The sequence below is a fragment of the Sphaerisporangium album genome (assembly GCF_003323745.1).
In the GTDB taxonomy this organism is placed as follows: domain Bacteria; phylum Actinomycetota; class Actinomycetes; order Streptosporangiales; family Streptosporangiaceae; genus Sphaerisporangium; species Sphaerisporangium album.
The window spans coordinates 152,341-173,916 of the sequence record NZ_QOIL01000019.1 but is presented as its reverse complement, the minus strand read 5'-3'; the positions used below and the strand labels follow the sequence as shown (position 1 = coordinate 173,916).

The window sequence follows — 21,576 nt, the reverse complement described above, 5'->3', positions numbered from 1 at the left end:
AGGAGTAGAACATGCATCGTTCAGCTGTCCCCCCGCCCGGCGACGAGAGGAGACGGCGCCCACGGGCGGCCGTCGTGCTGGGCCTGATGACGGCACTGGCCACTCTGCTCGCCACGGCCCTCACCTGGACCGCACCGGCCTCGGCCGCCGCCTCGACCCTGATCAGCGTCGCCTCCGGACGCTGCCTGGACGTCTCGAACAACTCCAGCGCGCCCGGGGCGCCGTTGCAGATCTGGGACTGCCACGGCCAGGCAAACCAGACCTTCGAGTTCACCTCGGCGGGCGAGCTGCGAACGTTCGCCGGCACCCGCTGCGTGGACGCCAACGGGACCACGAACAACACGCGGGTGGTCATCAACAACTGCGGCGGGCAGAACAACCAGAAGTGGCGGCGGAACTCCGACGGGTCCATCGCCAGTGTGCCGTCGGGCCTCTGCCTGGACGTGAACGGGGCGGCCACCGCCAACGGCACCCCGGTCATCCTGTGGACCTGCAACGGGCAGAACAACCAGAAGTGGACAACCGGAGGCGGCAGCACCCCGCCGCCGAGCGGTTCGCGTCCGTGTGACATCTACGCCTCGGGCGGCACCCCCTGCGTGGCAGCGCACAGCACCACCCGCGCGCTCTACGCCGGCTACAACGGCAACCTGTACCAGGTGAGGCGCTCCTCGGACAACACGACCCGCGACATCGGCCTGCTCAGCGCGGGCGGCAGCGCCAACGCCGGGACCCAGGACTCCTTCTGCGCCGGCACGACCTGCGTCATCACCGTCGTCTACGACCAGTCCGGGCGCGGCAACGACCTGTGGTACCAGGGATCCAGCGTGGTCCCCGGCTCCCCCCAGAGCAGGCCCGCGACCGCGACGACCGAGTCGCTCACCGTCGGGGGCAACAAGGCTTACTCCCTGTACATCAACCCCGGCAACAGCTACTGGCGGGACGGCCACCTGACCGGCGTCCCCACCGGCGCCGCACCCGAGGGCATGTACATGGTGACCAGCGGCACGCACGTGAACAGCGGCTGCTGCTTCGACTACGGCAACAGCGAGACCACCAGGAAGGCCGACGCGGCCGGGGCCATGGACGCCATCAACTTCAGCAAGCAGTGCTGGTTCGGCGGATGTTCCGGAACCGGGCCGTGGGTCCAGGCCGACCTGGAATGGGGCCTGTTCTCCGGAGGGAGCCAGTCCTGGAACCAGAACCAGAGGGCTTTCCCCGGCAAGTTCGTCACCGCCACCCTCAAGAACAACGGCACGACCCGATTCGCCATCAAGGGCAGCGACGCGCAGTCCGGCAGCCTCTACACCCTTTACGATGGCGCGCTGCCCCCCGGCTACAACCCCATGAAGAAGCAAGGGGCGATCATCCTGGGAAGCGGCGGCGACTGCTGTAAGCCCGATGGAGGCGCCAACCTCAGCGCGGGGACCTTCTACGAGGGGGCCATGGTCGCCGGCTATCCCTCCGACGCCACCGAGAACGCCGTGCAGGCGGAAATCACCTCCGCCGGCTACCGCTGAGCCCCGCCGCCCCCGATCCTCCGGACACGGGCGGCGGCCAGACAGAGCCGGAGCGCCCGCCGCCCGCTCCCCCTCGGACGGCGGCCGGCGCTCCGGCACGTCCGACCGTCCCGGCCACGACCGGATTCCCGGATTGCCGGCGAGGGCCGAATCCGAATCGATTCGCGCGGAATAGTGTGGCGAGCGGACCGGCGTCGGAGGAGCATGCGAATGGCTCCCACCAGGCTCTGTAACGTGCCATTCATGCCCGAGATACGCGTCATTGACATCCTTCTGAGCCGGTTTTAAGCTGCGTGCGAATCGATTCGACCCGGTCCCGTAGACCCAGGACCGTCCTTGAAACCTTCGAGCCCCTGGTGACGTGCACGTCGAGACCGACGAACGCGACGACCGGCTCGGCTGCCCCCGCTCGCGCGCCCAAGGAGGTCCGGGCTCCTGAACCGCGCCGTTTCCCCGGCCCAGATGTTCCACCCCCCACTGCTCAAGGAGTCATGAGTGGAAACCACACCCAACAGGCGGCCCAGACGCCGCCGCGGGCTCGCCGCTCTCCTTGCCGCCGGCGCGCTGGTCGCGGCCTCCGTCATGATGGCCGCCGCACCGGCCCAGGCCGCGGATCAATCCATCACCGTCAACTTCTCCGCCGCGGGCGGCTCCCCCACCTACCGCGCCTCCGGGTGGATCTACGGCATGACCGAGAACGCCTCGGGCCCTGCCGACCACTTCTTCACCGATGTGAAGTTCCGGTACATGCGTGCCGGTGGCGCGCAGCTCGACAGCCCGGGCGGCTGGGTGTCGGGCCGATACGACCGCCGCTGGAACGCGACGCGCGCGCAGTTGCTGCGCACCCGATCGCTGGGCGGCGAGTTCGTCCTGCTCGTCCACGACCTGTGGGGGGCGGACGGCTATCCGATCTCGCGCTTCCCGGGTGACAACGGCGACTGGACCGACTACGACGCCTTCCTCACCCGCCTGATCAACGACGTACGGGCCACCGGCGCCCCGGTGCAGTGGGACCTGTGGAACGAGCCCAACATCACGCTCTTCTGGAACCGTCCCCAGTCCCAGTACTTCGAGCTGTGGCGGCGCACCTACCAGCGCGTCAGGGCGGCGTTCCCGGCGCACCTGATCGTGGGCCCGAGCTGCGCGTGCGTGCCCTCCACGGGGGGTTGGTGGACGCAGTACCTCGACTACGTCAAGGCCAACAATGTGGTACCCGACATCGTGAGCTGGCACTCCCTGCCGGGCGACCCGGTGGCGAACGTCGCGACCGCGAACACCACGCTGGACTCGCGCGGCATCCCGCACCCGCGTCCGTACCAGATCAACGAGTACGGGGCCTCCAACGAGCAGAACCCCGGTGACGGCGCCTGGTACATCGCGCGTCTGGAGAGGGCCGGCGCCGACGGCCTGCGGGCCAACTGGGCGGGTGGGAACAACCTGCACAACGACCTGGGCAACCTGCTCGTCCACGACTCGGCGGGTAACCACCAGCCGAAGGGCGAGTGGTGGGTCTACGACTTCTACGGCTCGCAGACCGGCCAGATCGTGTCCGTCACCCCCAGCACGTCGTACGACGCGTTCGCCACCAAGGCGAGCGGCGAGGCGAAGATCCTGGTCGGCGGTGGCTCCACGACCGGCAACATCGCGGTCAACCTGCAGCGCCTGGACACCACGAGCGGCATCGTGCAGAACAACCAGGTCCGCGTGGTCGCCCAGCGCGTTCCGTACAACAACGGCGGCGCGGTCGCGGGGCCGGTCACCGTCCAGGACTCCGTCGTGACCCTGTCCGGCGACGGCGCGACGGTCAACCTGCCGCACACCAATGCCGACGAGACCTTCACCCTCACGCTCCTGCCCCCGAACGGCGGCCCCCCGCCGTCGACGACGCCGATCCGCGGCGTGGCGTCGGGCCGGTGCCTGGACGTGAACGGCGCCTCGCAGGCCAACGGCGCGCAGGTGCTGATCTGGGACTGCAACGGGCAGGCCAACCAGCAGTGGACCTCGACCGCTTCCAGTGAGCTGCGGGTGTACGGCGGCAAGTGCCTGGACGTCAACGGCGGCGGCACCGCCGACGGCACGCCCGTGATCATCTGGGACTGCAACGGCCAGAACAACCAGAAGTGGCGCCTCAACGCCGACGGCACCATCACCGCCATCGGCGCGAACAAGTGCCTGGACGTCAGCGCTCTGGGCACCGCCAACGGCACCAAGGTGCAGATCTGGTCGTGCACCGGCCAGAACAACCAGAAGTGGACCCGCGTCTGACCCCACCTCCACACCGTCGCGGCTCCCGGGCCGCTGACCGGACCACTCCCATCGCGGCAGAGGGCCCGGCGGCGAGATCTTCGCCGCCGGGCCCCTCCGGGTACCCGGTCACGCTCCGAGCTTTGGCCGGGCTCTCCGGGACGGCGGGTACCGAATCGATTCGCCGACCGGCGTGAAGAAACGCGCTCTCATGCCGGAGCCGTCGACGCCGCCGTCGCCCGACGCTCGTGAGCGGCGGCGAGGATCAGGTAGGCGCTGGCCGTCCAGGTGTAGGCGCGGTCTCTCAGACCGGCGCCGCTGCGGGCGTCGAAGTTCTCGGCGAACCCCGACTTCTCGCACAGGGCGCGGAAACGGGCGCTGATCTCGTCCGCGAACGCGACGTACCCCGCCCGGCGGAGGCCGTCCTCGATCAGGATCGTGGCGGGCGCCCAGATGGGCCCTCGCCAGTAGCCGTCCTCCTGGTAGTGCTCCGAGGTGGGCAGCTCGGTGGCGAGCCCGTACTCGGTCAGATGCCTCTCGATGCGGGCGGCGAGCTCCGCGGCGACCGGTTCGGGGAGTTCGTCGCCCAGCACGATCGGCATCAGGTCGAGCAGGCTGGAGCTGGACCAGGTCCGGCCCGACCGCGCGCCCCGGGCGGCGAACCGCTCGCCGGTCCACAGCTGCGCGAGCAGCGCGTCCCGCATGCGGTCGGCCTCCCGCGACCATCGGGCCGCGTCCTCGGGCATGGCGAGTTCGCCGGCCAGGCGGGCGAGCTCCCGCATCTGCAGCACGAGGAAGGACGCGAGGTCGGCGGTCTCCACGACCCGTTCGGGGTCGAAGGTGGTGGCGTTGTCCCAGCCGCTGTCGTTGCCGTGCTGGTAGTGAGCCAGCTCGTGCCCGGGGACGCGGCGGGAGTCCAGCCAGAAGGATGTCCACCGCTCCAGCAGCCGGTAGACCTCGGCCGCCTCGCGTTCGTGCAGCGGGCGCAACCGCCGCAGGGCCCAGCCGTGGATGGGCGGCTTGACGAAGTTGTACAGGATCTCGGAATGGGTGACGGAGTCGGGCAGCGCGCCGGCGGCGTCCTGGTGGTCGAACATGAGCCGGAACTGGTCCCACGCCAGATCCGGCAGGCCGCCCGCGAGGGCGATGGCGTTGAAGCAGTGGTCCCAGCTCCACACCTTGTCCATCCAGTGCTTGGACATCAGCACCGCGGGGCGGGTGACGAACCCGGCCGGCCGCACGGTCGCCGACCAGAGCACGTAGGCGGCCAGGTCGGCGGCGGACGTCCGGTCGCCGCGCCAGGGCGCCACCGCGTCGCGGAAGGCGTCGAACGCGGACCGCGCGGCCGAGGTCACGCGCTCGAAGCGGTCCACGCGGGTGTAGGGGGCACGGGCGGTCTCGTACTCCTCCACGGCGATCTCCCAGGCTCCCTCCTCACCGGATATCACGATGCCGCGCTCGGCCGTACCGAGCGCCTGCGCGCCGAGTCCTTCGGCGACCCGCCCTTCGAGAAGCGTGACGCGGTAGCGGCGCCCGGTCTGGTACACGGTGAAGACCCACGAGCCGTCACCGGGATCCTGGTAGAAGTACGGCCCGCTGAACGGGGTCAGGACGGCGTCTGCCGCTTGCAGGCGCAGGCCGAGGCCCTGGCCCCGTATCCGCGCCGTGTCCGCGTTCTCGTACGCGAGGTCGATCCGGCCCACGTCGGAGGCCCAGGTGAGCCGATGCGGCGTGGCGGTGACGGTCGTCTCGGCGCGGGCGCCCTCCACGGTGGGGATCACCCGCAGGATGGGATGCATGCCGGTCTGGTGCGACACCAGATGCACGTCCTGCGCGTAACTGTTCTCGGCGATCACCGGGGAGAAGTCGAACCACGATCCGCGGAAGCTGAACGGGATCTCGTGCGGGGAGAACACCGGGCCTGCGGCGACGGTCATTAGGAGGGAGTCCCTTCTGCCGGGAGGGGGCCGGCCGGTCAGTTCTTCACCGCGCCCGCGGTGACACCCGCGGCCACGTAGCGTTGCGCGATGACGAGCAGGATGGCCGTGGGGATGGAGGCGATCACGGCGGTGGCCATGATGGCGTTCCATTGCTGGTTGTTGTTGCCGATGTAGTGGTAAATGCCGAGGGTGATCGGCTGGCCGCGGCCTCCGCCGTCGAGGGTGCTGGCGAAGATGAAGTCCGACCACGCCCAGAGGAACGCGAACAGTGAGACCGTGATGACGGAGTTGCGGCTGACCGGCACCACGACCGACCAGAAGGTGCGCAGCGCGCCCGCGCCGTCCACCCGGGCCGCCTGCATGAGCTCTTCGGGGATCCCGGACATGAACGCGGTGAAGATCAGCACCGCGAACGGCACCGCGAGCGTGGAGTCGGCCACGATGAGTCCGGGCACCGTGTTCAGCATCCCGGTGCTGAGGAAGATGGCGTAGAAGCCCATCGCCATGATGATCCCGGGGATCATCTGCGCGATCAGCAGGACGAAGGTCAGCAGCCCGCCGCCGCGCGGACGCAGTTTCGCGAGCGAGTAGGCGGCGGGCGTCGCGACCAGCAGGGTGAGGGCCACCGTGCCCAGGCCCACGACCACGCTGATCCCGAGGTAGGGCAACTGCTGGTCGAGGACGGCCCGGTAGCCCTCCAGGGTGCCGTCGACGGGGAACCAGGAAGGAGGGCTCTTTCGCATGTCCTGGTCACGTGTGAACGACACGTTGACCATCCAGTAGACCGGGAACAGCATCACGCCGGTCAGCACCAGCCCGAGCGCCGTCTTCCACCGGCCGGGCGTGTTTCTCATGAGAGGGTCCGCCTTCGCTGTACGCGGATGTAGATGAGCCCGAAGATCAGCGCCGTGACGATCAGCAGGTTGCCGACCGCCGCCCCCGGGCCGAACGCCGGCAGCAGGTTGCCGAAGCCCAGCCGGTAGGACCAGGTGGCGAACGTGGTCGAGGATCCGCTCGGCCCGCCCTTGGTCATGATCCAGATGATGTCGAACACCTTCAGCGTGTAGACCAGCCCCAGCAGCACCGTGATCGCCGACACCGGGCGCAGCAGGGGAAAGGTCACCTTCCAGAAGCGCCTCCAGCCGGTCGCGCCGTCGAGCTCGGCCGCCTCGTAGATGACCGGGTCGATGGCCTGGAGGCCGGAGTACAGCACCACCAGGTTGAACGGGATGCCGATCCAGATGTTGGCGATGATCACCGACCACAACGACCAGTCGGGCGAGGTCAGCCAGTGAACCGGTTCGACGCCGAGCACGCCGAGCACGGCGTTGACCACACCGGAATCACTGTTGAGCATCCACGACCACGTCGAGGACGACACGATGAGCGGGAGCAGCCACGGCACCAGGAACAGCGCCCGCAACGTGGCCGACAACCGGAAGTTCTTCACGAAGAACATGGCCAGGGCCAGCCCGATGACGAACTGGAAGACCAGCGACACCATCGTGAACATTGTGGTGTGCCACAGGGCGGGCCCGAACGTCTCGTCGCCGAGGATCTTGGCGTAGTTGGCGAACCCCGTGAAGGGCGCGTCCCCCTGGACGAACGAGCGCACCGTGTAGTCGCGCAGGCTGAGCTCGATGTTGCGGTACAACGGATAGGCGTAGAAGATCACGAGGTAGATGACGACCGGGGCCAGGAAGGCCCATGCCGCCCACTGACCGGATCGGGGACGGGGCGCCGCCCGGCGGCCCCCGGCGGCGGCACGGGCGGGCGCCTGTGAGACTCGATTCATGCTCGCGTCGTCCGGGTTCCTACTGCGTGGCGCTCGCCGCCGCGGCCTGCGCGTCGGTCATCGCCTGCTGCGGGCTCTTGGACCCGCTCAGCGCCGCCTGCACCGCGCCCCACATCGGCTCGGAGATCTTCGGATACTTGGTGCCCAGGTCGTCACTGGTCCGTCCCTTGGCGGCCTCGACCGCCTCCACCCACACCTTCAGCTCCGGATCCCGGGCCACCTGCTCGGCCCGCACCTGCTCGGTGGGCGCGATGTACGACAGGGTGGTCGTCGTGGTCAGAGAGTTGGCGCCGCTGGTCAGGCAGGTCACGATCTTCTGCGAGGCCGGGTAGCGCGCGACGTCCTTCTGCACGGGAATGCCGACGAACTCGCCACCCGTCGGCGCCGGCGCCGTCCCGCCGTCCTTGCCGGGGACCGGGATGGTGCCGTAGTCGAAACCGGCCTGCTTGGCGCCCGCGAGCTGCCAGGTGCCGTTCTCGGCGAAGGCGAAGTCGCCGGTGGCGAACTCCTGCCAGCTCGTGGTCTGGGTGTTGTTGATGACCGAGTTGGGTGCGTAGCCCTTCTTCAGCCAGTCCGTCCACAGCGCCACCGCGGAGACCCCTTCGGGGGAGTCGAGCTTGGTGAGCCGGGCGCCCGATCCCCAGAACCAGGGAAGGAACTGGAAGCTGCCCTCCTCGGTGCCGATCGCGGAGAACGTGATGCCCTTCTTGCCCGCGGCCTTCACCTTCTGCAGCGCGGCGGTCAGCGAGGTCCAGTCCTTGACCGAGGCGATGTCGACCCCGGCCTTCTTGAGCACCTCCCTGTTGTAGTAGAGGGCCAGAGTGTTGGCCCCGATCGGAACCCCGTACGTCCTGCCCTGGCTCTGCCCGGCGGCCAGCAGGTTCGGCGCGATGGCCGAGATGTCGAGCTTGTTCTCGTCCGCCGTCGTGAGGACCCCCGCCTCGGCCAGCGTGGACACGACCGGGTTGTCGACGATGAGCACGTCCGGCGCGTTACCCTGCTGCGCGGCGAGCAGCGCCTTGTTCGTCAGGTCGGTCGTGTCGTAGGCGGTGCGCTCGATCGTGACGCCCGCCTGAGTGCCGCACGTCTCCAGCAGCTTGACCCACTCGGAGCTCCTGTCGTGCTGGGGGTACGGATCCCAGATGGTGTAGGTCCCCCCGCCAGAGGCTTGGCTCGCGCCCGCCGGATCGCCGCCCCCGCCGGACGGCGACGAGCACGCCACCAGGCCACCTAGGGCCGCCAGGGACACCAGACCGGTCGCGCGCCGGCTCGCTGCCGCTAATCCCATGATCGTGACCTCCGCTGAGTGTTACGCGGCTATTTCGCATCCGAAGTCGAATCGGTTCGCCCGAAGATAGGCCCGGCCACTCCCGACGTCAATGCCCGCGACCAAAAGCCCTGGAAGCCCCACCAGTTCCTCCACGGGACCGATTCGACCTACGATGAGGGGCGTAGGTCGGGACCAGACGAGGAGTGCCGGTGAACATCGGGGAGATCGCCAGACGGTCAGGTGTGTCGCGCAGCACCGTCTCCTACGCCCTGAGCGGCAAGCGACCGGTGTCGGACACCACCCGGCGGCGCATCCAGGCGGTCATCGACGAGCTGGGATACCGCCCCAACGCCACGGCCAGGGCCCTCAAGGAGGGCAGGACCCGCACCATCGGCCTGATCATCCCTCCGGCCAGCCAGCGCCTGACCGACATGCAGCTCGGGTTCGTGGCCAGCGTCGTCGACGCCGCCGGACGCGCCGACCTGGACGTCCTGTTGTCGTCCTCAGGCGGCGAGCACGACCGCTCGTTCGAGCGCGTGGTCGGCGGCAGGCGCGTGGACGGCGTCATCCTGATGGAGATCCGGCTGGAGGACGACCGCGTCACCAGCCTGCGGCGGGCCGGGCTGCCGTTCGTCGGGATCGGCCGCACCAGCGACCCCGAGGAGATGTCATGGGTCGACATCGACTACGAGACGCTGATCGCCAGGTGCGTCCACCACCTGGCCGACCTGGGCCACCGCGGCATCGCCCTGGTCGACCGCTCCGCCGAGCTGGCGGCCACCGGATACGGCCCCAGCCACCGAGCCCATGCCGGTTTCCTGCGCGCGATCGCCGAACGCCAGGTGGAAGGCGTGCACACGTGCTGCGCCGACGACGCCACCTCCGGGGTGTCGTGCGTCGAGCGGCTCCTCGTCGAACACCCTGCGCTGACCGCGATCGCCACCATAAACGAGGCCGCCGTTCCCGGCATGTACCGGGGGCTCGAACAGGCGGGCCTCTCGGTGCCCCGCGACTTCTCCATCGCCGGCGTCGCCGGCCGTTACCTGGCCGAGAACCTGCACCCCCCGCTCACCGCCGCCGACGTCCCCGCCGACGAGCTGGGCGCGAAGGCCGTCGAGCTGCTCATCGAGCGCATCGCCGATCCGGCCGCCTCGTACCGCGATCTTCTCGTCAGCCCGCCGATCTCCCTGCGCGGGACGACCGGGCCCGCGCGCCCCCGCCACTGACGGGTGCCGCGCGTTCGCCGGAACGGCGGGCCGTCCGGCGAACGCGCGGTGTCACCTCGTCTCAGGGGCGGGTCCACTTCTGGTTGTTCTGGCCGTTGCACGACCAGATCTGTGCCCGGGTGCCGTTGGCGGTGCCGCCGACGTCCAGGCACTTGTTCGCGCCGACGGCCGTGATGGTGCCGTCGGCGTTGAGGCGCCACTTCTGGTTGTTCTGGCCGTTGCAGTCCCAGATGATCACAGGAGTGCCGTCGGCCGTACTCCCGCCGTTGACGTCCAGGCACTTGCCGCCGTACACCCGCAGCTCGCTGGAAGCGGTCGAGGTCCACTGCTGGTTGGCCTGGCCGTTGCAGTCCCAGATCTGCGTAACGGCGCCGTTGGCCTGCGAAGCGCCGTTCACGTCCAGGCACCGGCCCGACGCCACGCCCTTGATCGCGGTCGTGCTGGGCGGGGTCGTGCCGCCCAGCTCCTTGACGCGGATGTTGCGGTACGCCACCACGTCGCCGGGCCCGTGGTTCTGGATGCCGATGTACCCCTGCTGCAGGGAGCGGACCGGGTCGGCGTTGGTGAAGTCGTTGATCTTCACGCCGTTGAGGAACACCTGCAGCCGCTCCCCCTCGACGAGCAGTTCGTAGGTGTTCCACTGTCCCGGCGGGTTCAGGGCCGCGTCGCGGGCGGCGAGGTCGGCGGCCTTGAACCCGTAGATCGCGCCCGTCGTCTTGTCCGCGGTGTCGGTGGCGTCGATCTGGACCTCGTAGCCGGTGTTCATGGCCGCGTTCGGGTCGCTGGTGGCCGGGAATCCGACGATCACCCCGGAGTTGGAGTCGCCGGTCAGCCTCCAGTCGAGTTTGAGCGAGTAGGAGCGGTACTCCTTGGCGTTGTACCACAGCATGCCCAGGCCGCCCTGGGAGGTCAGCGTGGCGTCGCTGTTGGTGAAGGACCCCGGACCGGCCTGCGACCAGCCGGTGGTGGAGCCGTTGTACAGGGCGGTGTACCCGGTCTCGGGACGGCAGTCCGCGTTGACGGCCTTGGACGCGTAGCGGATGCCGCCGAGCAGCAGGGTGCGGAAGTTGCCGTCGGCGTAGGACTCGATCGTGTGTCCCATGCCGGTGTAGAACGAGCGGCCGGACGACTGCGGGTGGCACCAGGTGATGGGGTGGTCGCCGCCCATGGAGCCGCCGCTGTAGCTGCCCTCGTTCAGGTTCTGCAGCACGTGCACGGCCGAGCGCGGGTTGGTGCGGTAGTTGTACCACTCGTCGGTCCGGGTCCAGTTCGCCCCCAGGTGGGCCGTGGCGGCGTGCGCCCGGTCCTCGGTGCGTACGGTGGCCTGCTGGATCGCGGGATGGCTGTTGAACCACGCTCCGACGAGCTGGCCGTAGTAGGGCCAGCTGTACTCGGTGTCGGCGGCGGAGTGCACGCCGACGTAGCCGCCCCCGCCGTCGACGTACGCCTGGAAGGCGTTCTGCTGGGTGTCGTTCAGCACGTCCCCGGTGGTGCTGAGGAACACGACGGCCTTGTACTGCGCGAGGTTGCCGGCGGTGAACGCGTTGGAATCCTCGGTGGCGTCCACGGTGAAGTCGTTGGCCGCGCCGAGATCGCGGATCGCCTGGATGCCGGCGGGGATGGAGTCGTGCCGGAACCCGGCCGTCTTGGAGAAGACGAGCACCTTGAAGGCGGCGGCTTCGGCGGGGGCGGCGGCGAAGCCGGGGATCATGGTGGCGGCGGCGAACGTCGCCATGGCCAGCGACAGGCGTCGCAGGATCGATCTCTTCCCGTCGCGCCCCGTGGCGGGGGTCAGATGTCGCAGCATGGTAGTCCTTCCGATCGTGGCGCCGTGGCGCGACGGCATCGCATCTCTTGGTGGGGGAACACGTCAGGCACGGGCCCACCTCTGGTTGGCTCCGCCGTTGCACGACCAGATCTGCACGGTGGTGCCGTTGGCCGTGCCGGCGCCGCTGACGTCCAGGCACTTGTTCGCGCCGACGGCCGTGATGGTGCCGTCGGCGTTGAGGCGCCACTTCTGGTTGTTCTGGCCGTTGCAGTCCCAGATGATCACAGGAGTGCCGTCGGCCGTGCCCCCGCCGTTGACGTCCAGGCACTTGCCGCCGTACACCCGCAGCTCACTGGAAGCGGTCGACGTCCACTGCTGGTTGGCCTGCCCGTTGCAGTCCCAGATCAGCACCTGCGCGCCGTTGGCCTGGGAGGCGCCGTTCACGTCCAGGCACCGGCCCGACGCCACGCCCTTGATCGCGTTCTGGGGCGTGCCGGAGGAGCCGTCGAAGGTGAAGGCGTCCAGGTCGAACAGGTTCCCCTGGCCTGTCGGCCCCCGGAAGACGAGGTACAGCGTGGTAGCGCCGGCCGGCACGCCGCCGAGGTTCGCGGTGGCGTCGGCGAAGGTCTCCCAGCTCCCGGTGACCGGCACGGTGACCGTGCCGAGCAGGGTGCCCGTCGCCGAGCCGGTGCGCACCTCGATCCTTCCGCCCGCGCCGGCGGACGACACCCGGGCGGTGATCCTCGTCGCGCCGCCCAGCGCGTACGGCTGGAAGGAGATCCAGTCGCCGTCGTCGACGAAGCCGACTGTCTGGCCACCCTCGGCGGCGGTGTGAGCGGCGGGCTGGACGCCCTGCATGGCGCCGTAGTGCTCGCCCTGGCGGTGCCGCGGCTGCAGGATGCGGGTGCCGGTCGAGGTGAGACCGCCCGTGTCGGTGTAGGAGGCCTCGAAGACGCCGTAGATGTTGGCGGCGGCGTCGTGCTCACCGTCGGTGGGCACCGTGATGGAGCCGCTGCAGCCGGACTTGGAGGTGATCTGGTGACGGTGGCTGTCGTGGCCCAGGTAGTAGGTCACGGTCACCTTCGAGCAGTCGATCGCGCCGTCCTCAGGATCGCCGACGTTGACCTGGAACGGCACCGTGTCCCCGAAGGAGAAGAGCTGCCCGTCGCCCGGGCTCGTCAGCGAGACGGCCGGCGCGGTGTTGCCCACGCTCACGATGACGCTCGCGCTCCCGGTCAGACCCTGCGGATCCCGTACCGTCAGCGTCGCCGTGTAGCCGCCGTTGCCGGTGTAGGTGTGGGACGGGTTGGCGGCGGTGGAGGTGGTGCCGTCGCCGAAGTTCCACGAGTAGGTCAGCGCGCCGCCCTCGGGGTCGGAGCTGCCCGCCGAGGAGAAGTTCACCGTCAGCGGCGCCGGGCCGGAGGTCTTGTCGGCGGCCGCCTTGGCGATCGGGTTTCGGTTCGCCGCGCCGATGTACTCGATCCGGTACAGGGCCTGGTTGTTGGAACCGGTGCCGTAGTCCAGGACGTACAGGGCGCCGTCGGGGCCGAAGGCCATGTCCATCACCTGCGTGCCCGCCCAGGGGAACGAGGAGATCTCGCCCCGGGAGCCGTCGGACTTGACCTCGATCGCCTTGATCCAGCGGCGGCCGTACTCACCGGCGAAGAAGCGTCCGTCGAGGGTCTGCGGCGCCGTCGCGGCCAGCTTCGTGAGCCACGAACGTGGGGACATGGACTCCTTCTTCCTGCCGTGAGGACTCGCGGCGGGCGGGGCACGTGGCGTCGGCGCTGCCGCCTCGGGCAGCCACCTGCTGCTGTCGCACATCACGCTCGACTTCGCCCCCGAGGTGCGCCGCGAGGACTTCACCAAGCCGTACGACAAGAGCACGGCGCCCATGGTGCCCCGCACCCACGCCGAGGTGCTCCGGCTCTTCGGGGACTGGCGGCTGGTCGAGCCGGGCCTGGTCGAAGTGGTGCGGTGGTGGCCGGACGAGGAGCCGCAGGAGATGATCCCCGGCGGCGGACGGGCCTGGGCGTACGGCGGCGTCGCGGTCAAACCGTGATCGGCGCCGGTATGTGATCCCGGTCAAATGGCTGCGATCCAGCGGCCGACCGATCATGGAGTCGTGATCCGCGGATGTGTGGTACTCATTCGCGAAGCCCGCCGGACTTGCCTGACCCGGAGGCCGCGGCCCAGGCCGCGGCCATCCACATCGACAACACGCTGGAGGACTACCGCAGGGAAATCCAGCAACGCATCTTCTTCCGCTCCCCCTGAGCCATGTACGACGGCACAATCACGCCGCCCCAGGGCGGTTCCTTCATGGTGAAAAGGCGATCGAGCCGCGCTTTCCCGTACAGTCCGGCCTCGTTCGGCGTTCACAGTCACCGGCATGTCGTGGGCGTGGAACGTTCAGGGCCCGCCACAGATGTGACTTGTCACCTCAGACGCGGGACCAGCGCTGGTTCGCGCCGCCGTTGCAGGACCAGATGACGAGCGTGGTGCCGTTGGCGGTGGCGTTGTTGGGCACGTCCAGGCACTTGCCCGCGGCGACGGCGGTGATGGTGCCGTCGGCGTTGAGCCGCCACTGCTGGTTGCTCTGCCCGTTGCAGTCCCAGATGATCACATTCGTGCCGTCGGCGGTGCCACGGTTGTACACGTCCAGGCACTTGTTGCCGTACACCCGCAACTCGCCTGAACCGGTCGGCGTCCACTGCTGGTTGACCTGCCCGTTGCAGTCCCAGATCTGCGCCGCCGTGCCGTTCGCCTGCGAGGCTCCTGTGACGTCCAGACATCTGCCCGAACCCACGCCCTTGAACGCGCCCGAAGGGCTCGGCGAAGGTGAGGGCGAAGGCGTGCCGGAGCCTCCGCTCACGATGACCATGGCCGCCCCGTGCGCGGGCACCGAGGCGCTTATCGTCCCGGACGAGGAGCCGGTCGTGTGGGCCCACAGGTCGCGTACCGAGTAGGAGGACGCCGGGCCCAGGCCCAGGGCGGAGGCGGTGGTGGACACCGTCGCCGTACCGCCGCCCCGGTTGAGCAGCACGGCCGCGACCGAGCCGTTCGACATCGGCTTTCGCCAGACCTCCAGGTTCCCATTGTCACTGATCTTGTGGCCCTGCCTGCCGCCCCAGTCCTGGTTGACGCCGATGACCTCGGTGTTGGTGAGGATCGTCCGGCTCTCGGCGCTCATCGTGCGGATGTCGTTGCCCGCGATGAGCGGCGCGTTGAGCAGAGACCACAGGCTGAAGTGCGCCCGCGCCTCGGTCCCCGTCAGGGAGCCGACCCCGACCTCCAGCATGTCCGGGTCGTTCCACCCGCCCGGTCCCGCGTACGCCTCCAGACCGACCTGCTGGTCCAGGATGCCCATGACCGAGTTCCAGTTCGCCTGGATGTCGCCCGTCGTACGCCAGGAGTTGCCCACCGGCATCCCCCACGTCCACACGCTCTCCTGACCCCAGTTGCACAGGCTGAACAGGATCGGACGTCCCGTGGCGGCCAGCGCGTCGCGCATGGCGGTGTACCGCTGCTGCCCGTTCTTGCCCTGATGGTCGCCGCAGTTGTCATACTTCAGGTAGTCGATCCCCCACGACGCCCACAAGGCCGCGTCACGCCGCTCGTTGCCCAGGCTCGCCGGATACCCGGCGCAGGTGGTGGTGCCGGCCGAGGAGTAGATGCCGAGCTTCAGGCCTTTGGAGTGGACGTAGTCGGCCACGGCCTTGATGCCGTTGGGGAACTTCTGCGGATCCGGCACCAGATCGCCGTTGGAGTTCCGGCTCCTGGTGGACCAGCAGTCGTCGATGTTGACGTAGGTGTAGCCCGCCGCCGCCATTCCACTGGACACCATCGCGTCCGCGGTCTGCCGCACCAGAGAGTCGTTGACGTTGCAGCCGAAACTGTTCCAGTCGTTCCACCCCATCTGGGGCGTACGGGCCAGCCCGTTGTCCAGCGCGGAGGCCGGCGACGTCCCTCCGCTGATCACGGCCAGGGTGCCGGCGGCCAGCACCGCCGCCAGCGTCCACTGGAGGGTCTTTCGCGCGCTGACTCCTGGCCGATGAGTCAGGCCGGCACTGCGGCGCGGCCGGCCGCCGCGCCGCGCCCCGGCGACGAGCCGGAGCCATTGGCGAGAGATCTTCATGTCACTCCCGGAGGGTGCGTCGTCCGAACGAGATGGATCGCTGCGGGTCACAGCGCGGTTGTGAGCGCTAACATGCCTCGCGCCACGTCGGGTCACCGTCTGGCGCGGGATGCTGCGCGGATCAAATACGACGCGCGAAGGGTTCGTCAAGGGCCCTCACGATGACGCGGACCCTTCACGCGAGGCCCTTACCGCCGCGACCACGCCGCGACCGCACACTCGACCACGCACCTCCGTGAAACTTTCATCACCGCGTGCCGCGAATTCAGTTGGCCGTTCGTGCACGCTCACGACCGTGAGCGCCTCCGCCGGGCCGCCCTATTTCCTCCCTGGCGCGCATTGATTTCGTCATAGTGATCACTCAGGATGTTCGTAATTCCTCCGACACGAGCGCGAAACGGTCGCGCCCGTGATCGCTCTCGCCATGCGGCTCCGACACGGCCGTAGGACGGATATGCCGTCAATGCGATCGCTCTTCGGCCGGGGCGAGGGCGCGCCGGCCCGGTTGGACCTGCACCAGCGGCCGGAGACCCTGCACTTCGCCGTCGAGATCCCGGAAGGGTCCGGCGGGACCTTCACCAAGGCCCTCCGCGGTCTGCCCGACCCCCTCGCCGGAACGATCGGCCCCGACCGCAGAGTCCCGATCACCGATCTGGCCACCCGGATGGCCACCGCCCTGGGCGTGCCGTCCCTCGGCCCGGGGCCTTCGCCCTCCAGATGATCGAAAGCGCCGAACGAGTCACCTTCCTGGCCCCGGGCCGCCCGGAGGCCGGCCACTGAACCGGGCGCACCGAGCTGACGGTGATCTCCCGGAGGTCGTGGGCCGGGGTCAGGGGAGGGAGTGGCGCAGGGTGGTGGTGGCGGGGCGGACGTCGGCGGGGGGTTCGTGGTCGAGCAGGAGCCTTCGCATCAACGCGGCGAGGTCGCACATCAGGGGCGGGGTGAAACCCCGGCGGGTGATCTCTTGGGTGCCGATGCGCAGGCCGGGGAGCGGCTCCGCGCGCCCGGGCAGGCCGATGCCGCTCAGGTAGACGCCGCCCTCCGCCAGCGTCCGCGCGGCCGCGTCGCCGCCGCCGAGGTCCGAGGCGTCCACGGCGACGTGGTGGGAGGCCGTCCATCCGCGGTCGGCGGCCACCACGGCGAACCCGGCCTCCTGGAGGGCCGCGGCCAGCGCCGAGGCGTTGGCGACGCAGGCGTCGGCGTAGTCGGGGCCGGTCTCGGCGAGCTCGGCGGCGGTGACGGCGAGGGGGGCGAGCCGGGCGGCGTCGTAGTTGGCCGTGAGCCCGGGGTAGGCGGCGGCCGAGACGCGCTCGGCGAGGGCCTCGTCCCTGGTCACGATGGCCGCGCCGGGCGGGCCGCCGAACGACTTGTAGGTGGACATGGTCAGGACGTGCGCGCCCTCCTCCAGCGGGCGCTGGAAGCGGCGTCCGGCGATCAGCCCGGCCACGTGCGAGGCGTCGTACACCAGCGTCGCGCCCACCTCGTCGCAGGCCGCGCGTACCGCCGCCACGTCGTGCGGGAAGAGCATCAGGCTCGCCCCGATGACCACCAGCGCCGGCCGCTCGCGCTCCAGGAAGCCCGGCAGCCGCGCGTGGTCGATGGAGAACGCGGCCGCGTCGTAGGGCAGGTCGGCCACCCGCAGCCCGCGCACGCCCGCCACGCCCTGCGCGTGGTGGCTGGCGTGCCCGCCCGCCGCCTCCGGGAGCACCGCGATCGTGTCCCCGGGCCGGGCGAAGGCCGTGTAGCAGGCCAGGTTGGCCAGGGTCGCGCTCTGTAGCCGGACCTCGGCGAACTCCCCCTCCATCAGGGCGGCGACCTGGAGCGGCGCGAGGGTCTCCAGCACGTCCAGGTGGTCGAGCCCGGTCTGGTACTTGTCGCCCGGCCAGCCCATCGACGGGCGGCCGGACACGGCGGCGTCGTGCGCGGCCAGCGCCCGTGGGCTCATCGTGTTGGTGCCCGCGTACAGCACGATGCCGTCCTCGTCGAACGCGCGGCGGTGCCCGGCGAGGGCGCCCGTCACGGTCCGCACGACCTGGTCGGCGTCCTGCCCGGCGAGCCGGGCCTCCAGTTCGGCGAGACGCCGCCGGGCGCGCGGCGGTGCCCAGGGGGCTACGCGGCGGGGACCTTCCAGGGTGACCACTCCGTTCGGCCGAGGTTCGTACCAGGACGTTTCCGACGTTACGGGCGCGCCCAGCGTCTCACCACCGACCACCACAGGAGATCAATACCGGATATTTAGGCATTTGTAGGAATCAAAGCCACGCCTCCCCGCCTGACCGATGCTCCGGAGGACGGAAGCCCGCCTCTCGCGGTGTCCGGGAGGCGACATTCGCCCACACGGTGGATGACGATCCGAATCCGGGCGCAGGATGATACTTGGACGTCCTACAATTTAGTAGGACGTCCAAGTATCTCAGGTTGAGGAGCGCCGGTGCACGTACCTGCCAACCCCGTGCGAGTGGTCACCGCGGCGGCCCTGTTCGACGGGCACGACGCCGCGATCAACATCATGCGGCGCATCCTGCAGACCCAGGGCGCCGAAGTCATCCACCTGGGCCACGACCGCTCGGTCGAGGAGGTCGTCACCGCGGCCGTCCAGGAGGACGCGCAGGCCGTGGCGATCAGCTCCTACCAGGGCGGCCACGTCGAGTACTTCAGCTACCTGGTCGACCTGCTGCGCGAGCGCGGCGCCGGGCACGTCAAGGTGTACGGCGGGGGCGGCGGCGTGATCGTCCCCGACGAGATCGCCCGGCTGGAGGGGCACGGCGTCGCCAAGGTCTTCTCCCCCGAGGACGGCCACCGCCTGGGCCTCGCCGGGATGATCAACACGATCATCGAGGCGTGCGACGTCGACCTCACCGAGGGCGCCGAGCCCCCGCCCGTGGAGGGCGGCGACCCGCGGGCGGTCGCCCGGGCGATCACGTTCGTGGAGTGCGGGCGGGCCGGCGAGGCCTACCTCGGCGCGCTGCGGGCGGCGGCCGGGGAGCGCCGCGCGCCGGTGCTCGGCATCACCGGCACGGGCGGGTCCGGCAAGTCGTCCCTCACCGACGAGCTGATCCGCCGGCTGCGCGTGGACTACGAGGACAAGCTGCGCGTCGCGGTGATCGCGGTCGACCCCACCCGGCGCAGGGGCGGCGGCGCCCTGCTCGGCGACCGCATCCGCATGAACAGCCTCGGCGGCGGCCGGGTGTTCTTCCGCTCGCTCGCCACGCGCGGCTCCCGCGAGCTTCCCGAGCACCTCGAGGACGTGATCACCGTGTGCCGGGCCGCCGGGTACGACCTGGTGATCGTCGAGACCCCCGGCATCGGGCAGGGCGACGCCGCGATCGTCCCGTTCAGCGACGTCTCGCTGTACGTGATGACCCCGGAGTTCGGCGCGAGCTCCCAGCTCGAGAAGATCGACATGCTGGACTTCGCCGACCTCGTGGCGATCAACAAGTACGACCGGCGCGGCGCCGAGGACGCGTTGCGCGACGTGCGGCGGCAGATGGTGCGCAACCGCGAGGCGTTCGGCACCTCCCCCGACCAGATGCCCGTCTACGGCACGGTCGCGGCGCGGTTCAACGACGACGGGGTCACCGCGCTGTACCAGGCGCTGCGCGGCCCGCTGCGGGACCGGGGCCTGCCGGACGGCCCGGGGCTGCTGCCGGCGACGGACGTGAAGACCTCCAGCATCGGCGCGGCGATCGTCCCGCCGGCCCGGGTGCGCTACCTCGCCGACATCGCCGAGACCGTCCGGGCCTACCACCGGCGCACCGCGGAGCTGGCCGAGGCCGCCCGCCGGCGCCAGCGGCTCGCCGAGGTGCGCCGGCTGCTGGCCGCCGAGGGCGCCGCCACCGCCGACGTGGACGCGCTGCACGAGCGCGCCGACCTGGAGCTGCCCGCCGACGCCCGTGCCCTGCTGGACGACTGGCCGAAGACGGTGGAGGCGTACTCCGCCGACGAGCTGGTGGTCACCGTGCGGGGCAAGGAGCTGCACACGCCGCTGTGGCGCACGTCCCTGTCGGGCAGCCGCGTCCCGCGCGTGGCCCTCCCCCGGTTCACCGACCACGGCGAGCTGCTGCGGTTCCTGCGCGCCGAGAACCTGCCCGGCCGTTTCCCGTTCACCGCCGGGGTGTTCCCGTTCAAGCGCGCGGACGAGGACCCGACCCGCATGTTCGCCGGCGAGGGCGACCCGTTCCGCACGAACCGGCGCTTCAAGATGCTCTCGGAGGGCCAGCCCGCCGTGCGCCTGTCCACGGCGTTCGACTCGGTCACCCTGTACGGCCACGACCCGGCCGAGCGGCCCGACGTGTACGGCAAGGTGGGCACCTCGGGGGTGTCGATCGCCACGCTGGACGACATGAAGGCGCTGTACGACGGCTTCGACCTCGCCTCGCCGAGCACGTCGGTGTCGATGACCATCAACGGCCCGGCCCCGACGATCCTGGCGTACTTCCTGCACACCGCGATCGACCAGGCGCTGGACCGCTTCCGCGAGGACGCCGGCCGCGAGCCCACCGCCGAGGAGGCGCGGGACGTGCGGGCGCGGACGCTGTCGACCGTGCGCGGCACCGTGCAGGCCGACATCCTGAAGGAGGACCAGGGGCAGAACACCTGCATCTTCTCCACCGACTTCAGCCTGCGCATGATGGCCGACGTGCAGGAGTGGTTCATCGCCAACGAGGTGCGCAACTTCTACTCGGTGTCCATCTCCGGCTACCACATCGCCGAGGCCGGGGCGAACCCGATCACGCAGCTCGCGTTCACGCTGGCCAACGGCTTCACCTACGTCGAGGCGTACCTGGCGCGCGGGATGGCGATCGACGATTTCGCGCCCAACCTGTCGTTCTTCTTCTCCAACGGCATGGACCCGGAGTACAGCGTGCTCGGCCGGGTGGCGCGCCGGGTCTGGGCCGTCGCCATGCGCGACCGGTACGGCGCGGGCGAGCGCTCGCAGAAGCTGAAGTACCACATCCAGACCTCCGGGCGCTCGCTGCACGCGCAGGAGATGAACTTCAACGACATCCGCACGACGCTGCAGGCGCTGATCGCCATCTACGACAACTGCAACAGCCTGCACACCAACGCCTTCGACGAGGCGGTGACCACGCCCAGCGCCGACTCGGTGCGCCGCGCGATGGCCATCCAGATGATCATCAATCGGGAGTGGGGCCTGGCGTACAACGAGAACCCGCTCCAGGGCTCGTTCATCGTCGACGACCTCACCGACCTGGTGGAGGAGGCCGTGCTGGCCGAGTTCCAGCGGCTGTCGGACCGGGGCGGCGTGCTCGGGGCCATGGAGACCGGCTACCAGCGCGGCCGCATCCAGGACGAGTCGATGCTGTACGAGACCCGCAAGCACGACGGGTCGCTGCCGATCATCGGCGTCAACACCTTCCGTAACCCCGCCGGGACCACCGAGCACGGCACGCTCGAACTCGCCCGGGGGACCGAGGAGGAGAAGCACGGCCAGCTCACCCGCGTGCGCGCGTTCCAGGAGCGGCACGCCGCCGAGGCCCCCGGGGCGCTGCGCAGGCTCAGGGAGGCCGCGATGTCCCAGGAGAACGCCTTCGGCGCGCTGATGGAGGCGGCCAGGGTCTGCTCGCTCGGCCAGATCACCGAGGCGCTGTTCGAGGCCGGGGGCCAGTACCGCCGCAACGTCTGACCCCGCTCGCACGCGAACGGACCCGGGCGCG

At 70.1% G+C, this 21,576-nt stretch carries 13 protein-coding genes and 1 pseudogene; 6 read left to right on the top strand and 8 right to left on the bottom strand.

Annotated features, from left to right (window positions below):
• Positions 1-11 precede the first annotated feature (11 nt).
• Together DQ384_RS29605 and DQ384_RS43215 are read left to right on the top strand one after the other, a co-directional pair.
• Complete coding sequence (locus DQ384_RS29605) at positions 12-1,517, top strand: arabinofuranosidase catalytic domain-containing protein (protein WP_220183209.1); 1,506 nt, start codon at positions 12-14, stop codon at positions 1,515-1,517.
• A gap of 495 nt (positions 1,518-2,012) precedes the next feature.
• Positions 2,013-3,782 carry an RICIN domain-containing protein gene (locus DQ384_RS43215; protein ID WP_245966871.1) on the top strand — a complete coding sequence of 590 codons (1,770 nt, stop codon included), beginning with the start codon at positions 2,013-2,015 and terminating at the stop codon, positions 3,780-3,782.
• Between the two features lie 188 nt (positions 3,783-3,970).
• Here the strand turns inward: DQ384_RS43215 and DQ384_RS29595 are convergent, their stop codons facing one another.
• The 4 genes from DQ384_RS29595 to DQ384_RS29580 are packed head-to-tail and all read right to left on the bottom strand — an operon-like array spanning position 3,971 to position 8,784.
• A complete protein-coding gene (locus tag DQ384_RS29595) occupies positions 3,971-5,698 on the bottom strand; it encodes an amylo-alpha-1,6-glucosidase (RefSeq protein ID WP_114032156.1) in 1,728 nt (575 codons plus the stop codon).
• A 38-nt stretch (positions 5,699-5,736) separates the two neighbouring features.
• Complete coding sequence (locus DQ384_RS29590; RefSeq protein WP_114032155.1) at positions 5,737-6,555, bottom strand: carbohydrate ABC transporter permease; 819 nt, start codon at positions 6,553-6,555, stop codon at positions 5,737-5,739.
• Positions 6,552-7,496, bottom strand: coding sequence for a carbohydrate ABC transporter permease (locus DQ384_RS29585; protein WP_114032154.1), 945 nt, complete (start codon positions 7,494-7,496; stop codon positions 6,552-6,554). Before DQ384_RS29585 ends, DQ384_RS29590 begins: the two co-directional genes overlap by 4 nt.
• 19 nt (positions 7,497-7,515) lie before the next feature.
• The gene (locus tag DQ384_RS29580; RefSeq protein ID WP_114032153.1) at positions 7,516-8,784 is read right to left on the bottom strand and encodes a sugar ABC transporter substrate-binding protein; all 1,269 of its coding nucleotides are present in this window, start codon (positions 8,782-8,784) and stop codon (positions 7,516-7,518) included.
• Between the two features lie 191 nt (positions 8,785-8,975).
• Here DQ384_RS29580 and DQ384_RS29575 point away from each other — a divergent pair, with 191 nt between their 5' ends.
• Positions 8,976-9,992: a LacI family DNA-binding transcriptional regulator gene (locus DQ384_RS29575; RefSeq protein ID WP_114032152.1), complete on the top strand. Its 1,017-nt coding sequence runs from the start codon at positions 8,976-8,978 to the stop codon at positions 9,990-9,992.
• A 61-nt stretch (positions 9,993-10,053) separates the two neighbouring features.
• On the opposite strand, the gene DQ384_RS29570 is transcribed toward DQ384_RS29575, so the two are convergent.
• Both DQ384_RS29570 and DQ384_RS29565 read right to left on the bottom strand, forming a co-directional pair.
• Positions 10,054-11,799, bottom strand: a complete 1,746-nt coding sequence (locus tag DQ384_RS29570; protein ID WP_220183208.1) for a ThuA domain-containing protein — start codon at positions 11,797-11,799, stop codon at positions 10,054-10,056.
• A 63-nt stretch (positions 11,800-11,862) separates the two neighbouring features.
• Positions 11,863-13,491 (bottom strand): lectin, encoded by a 1,629-nt coding sequence (locus tag DQ384_RS29565; RefSeq protein WP_245966870.1) that lies wholly within the window; start codon positions 13,489-13,491, stop codon positions 11,863-11,865.
• 64 nt (positions 13,492-13,555) lie between these two features.
• On the opposite strand from DQ384_RS29565, the pseudogene DQ384_RS29560 reads away from it, so the two are divergent.
• Positions 13,556-13,822 (top strand): annotated as a pseudogene (locus DQ384_RS29560) (SAM-dependent methyltransferase); the annotation flags it as partial.
• A gap of 381 nt (positions 13,823-14,203) precedes the next feature.
• Here DQ384_RS29560 and DQ384_RS29550 read toward each other — a convergent pair.
• Positions 14,204-15,898 (bottom strand): lectin, encoded by a 1,695-nt coding sequence (locus tag DQ384_RS29550; protein WP_114032149.1) that lies wholly within the window; start codon positions 15,896-15,898, stop codon positions 14,204-14,206.
• A gap of 463 nt (positions 15,899-16,361) precedes the next feature.
• On the opposite strand from DQ384_RS29550, the gene DQ384_RS29545 reads away from it, so the two are divergent.
• Positions 16,362-16,619: a hypothetical protein gene (locus DQ384_RS29545; protein WP_114032148.1), complete on the top strand. Its 258-nt coding sequence runs from the start codon at positions 16,362-16,364 to the stop codon at positions 16,617-16,619.
• A gap of 108 nt (positions 16,620-16,727) precedes the next feature.
• Here DQ384_RS29545 and DQ384_RS29540 read toward each other — a convergent pair whose 3' ends face one another.
• On the bottom strand, positions 16,728-18,038 hold the full coding sequence (locus DQ384_RS29540; RefSeq protein WP_245966869.1) for a serine hydroxymethyltransferase: 1,311 nt from the start codon (positions 18,036-18,038) through the stop codon (positions 16,728-16,730).
• A gap of 291 nt (positions 18,039-18,329) precedes the next feature.
• Here DQ384_RS29540 and icmF point away from each other — a divergent pair, with 291 nt between their 5' ends.
• Positions 18,330-21,545, top strand: a complete 3,216-nt coding sequence (gene icmF, locus DQ384_RS29535; RefSeq protein WP_114032147.1) for a fused isobutyryl-CoA mutase/GTPase IcmF — start codon at positions 18,330-18,332, stop codon at positions 21,543-21,545.
• Positions 21,546-21,576 lie beyond the last annotated feature (31 nt).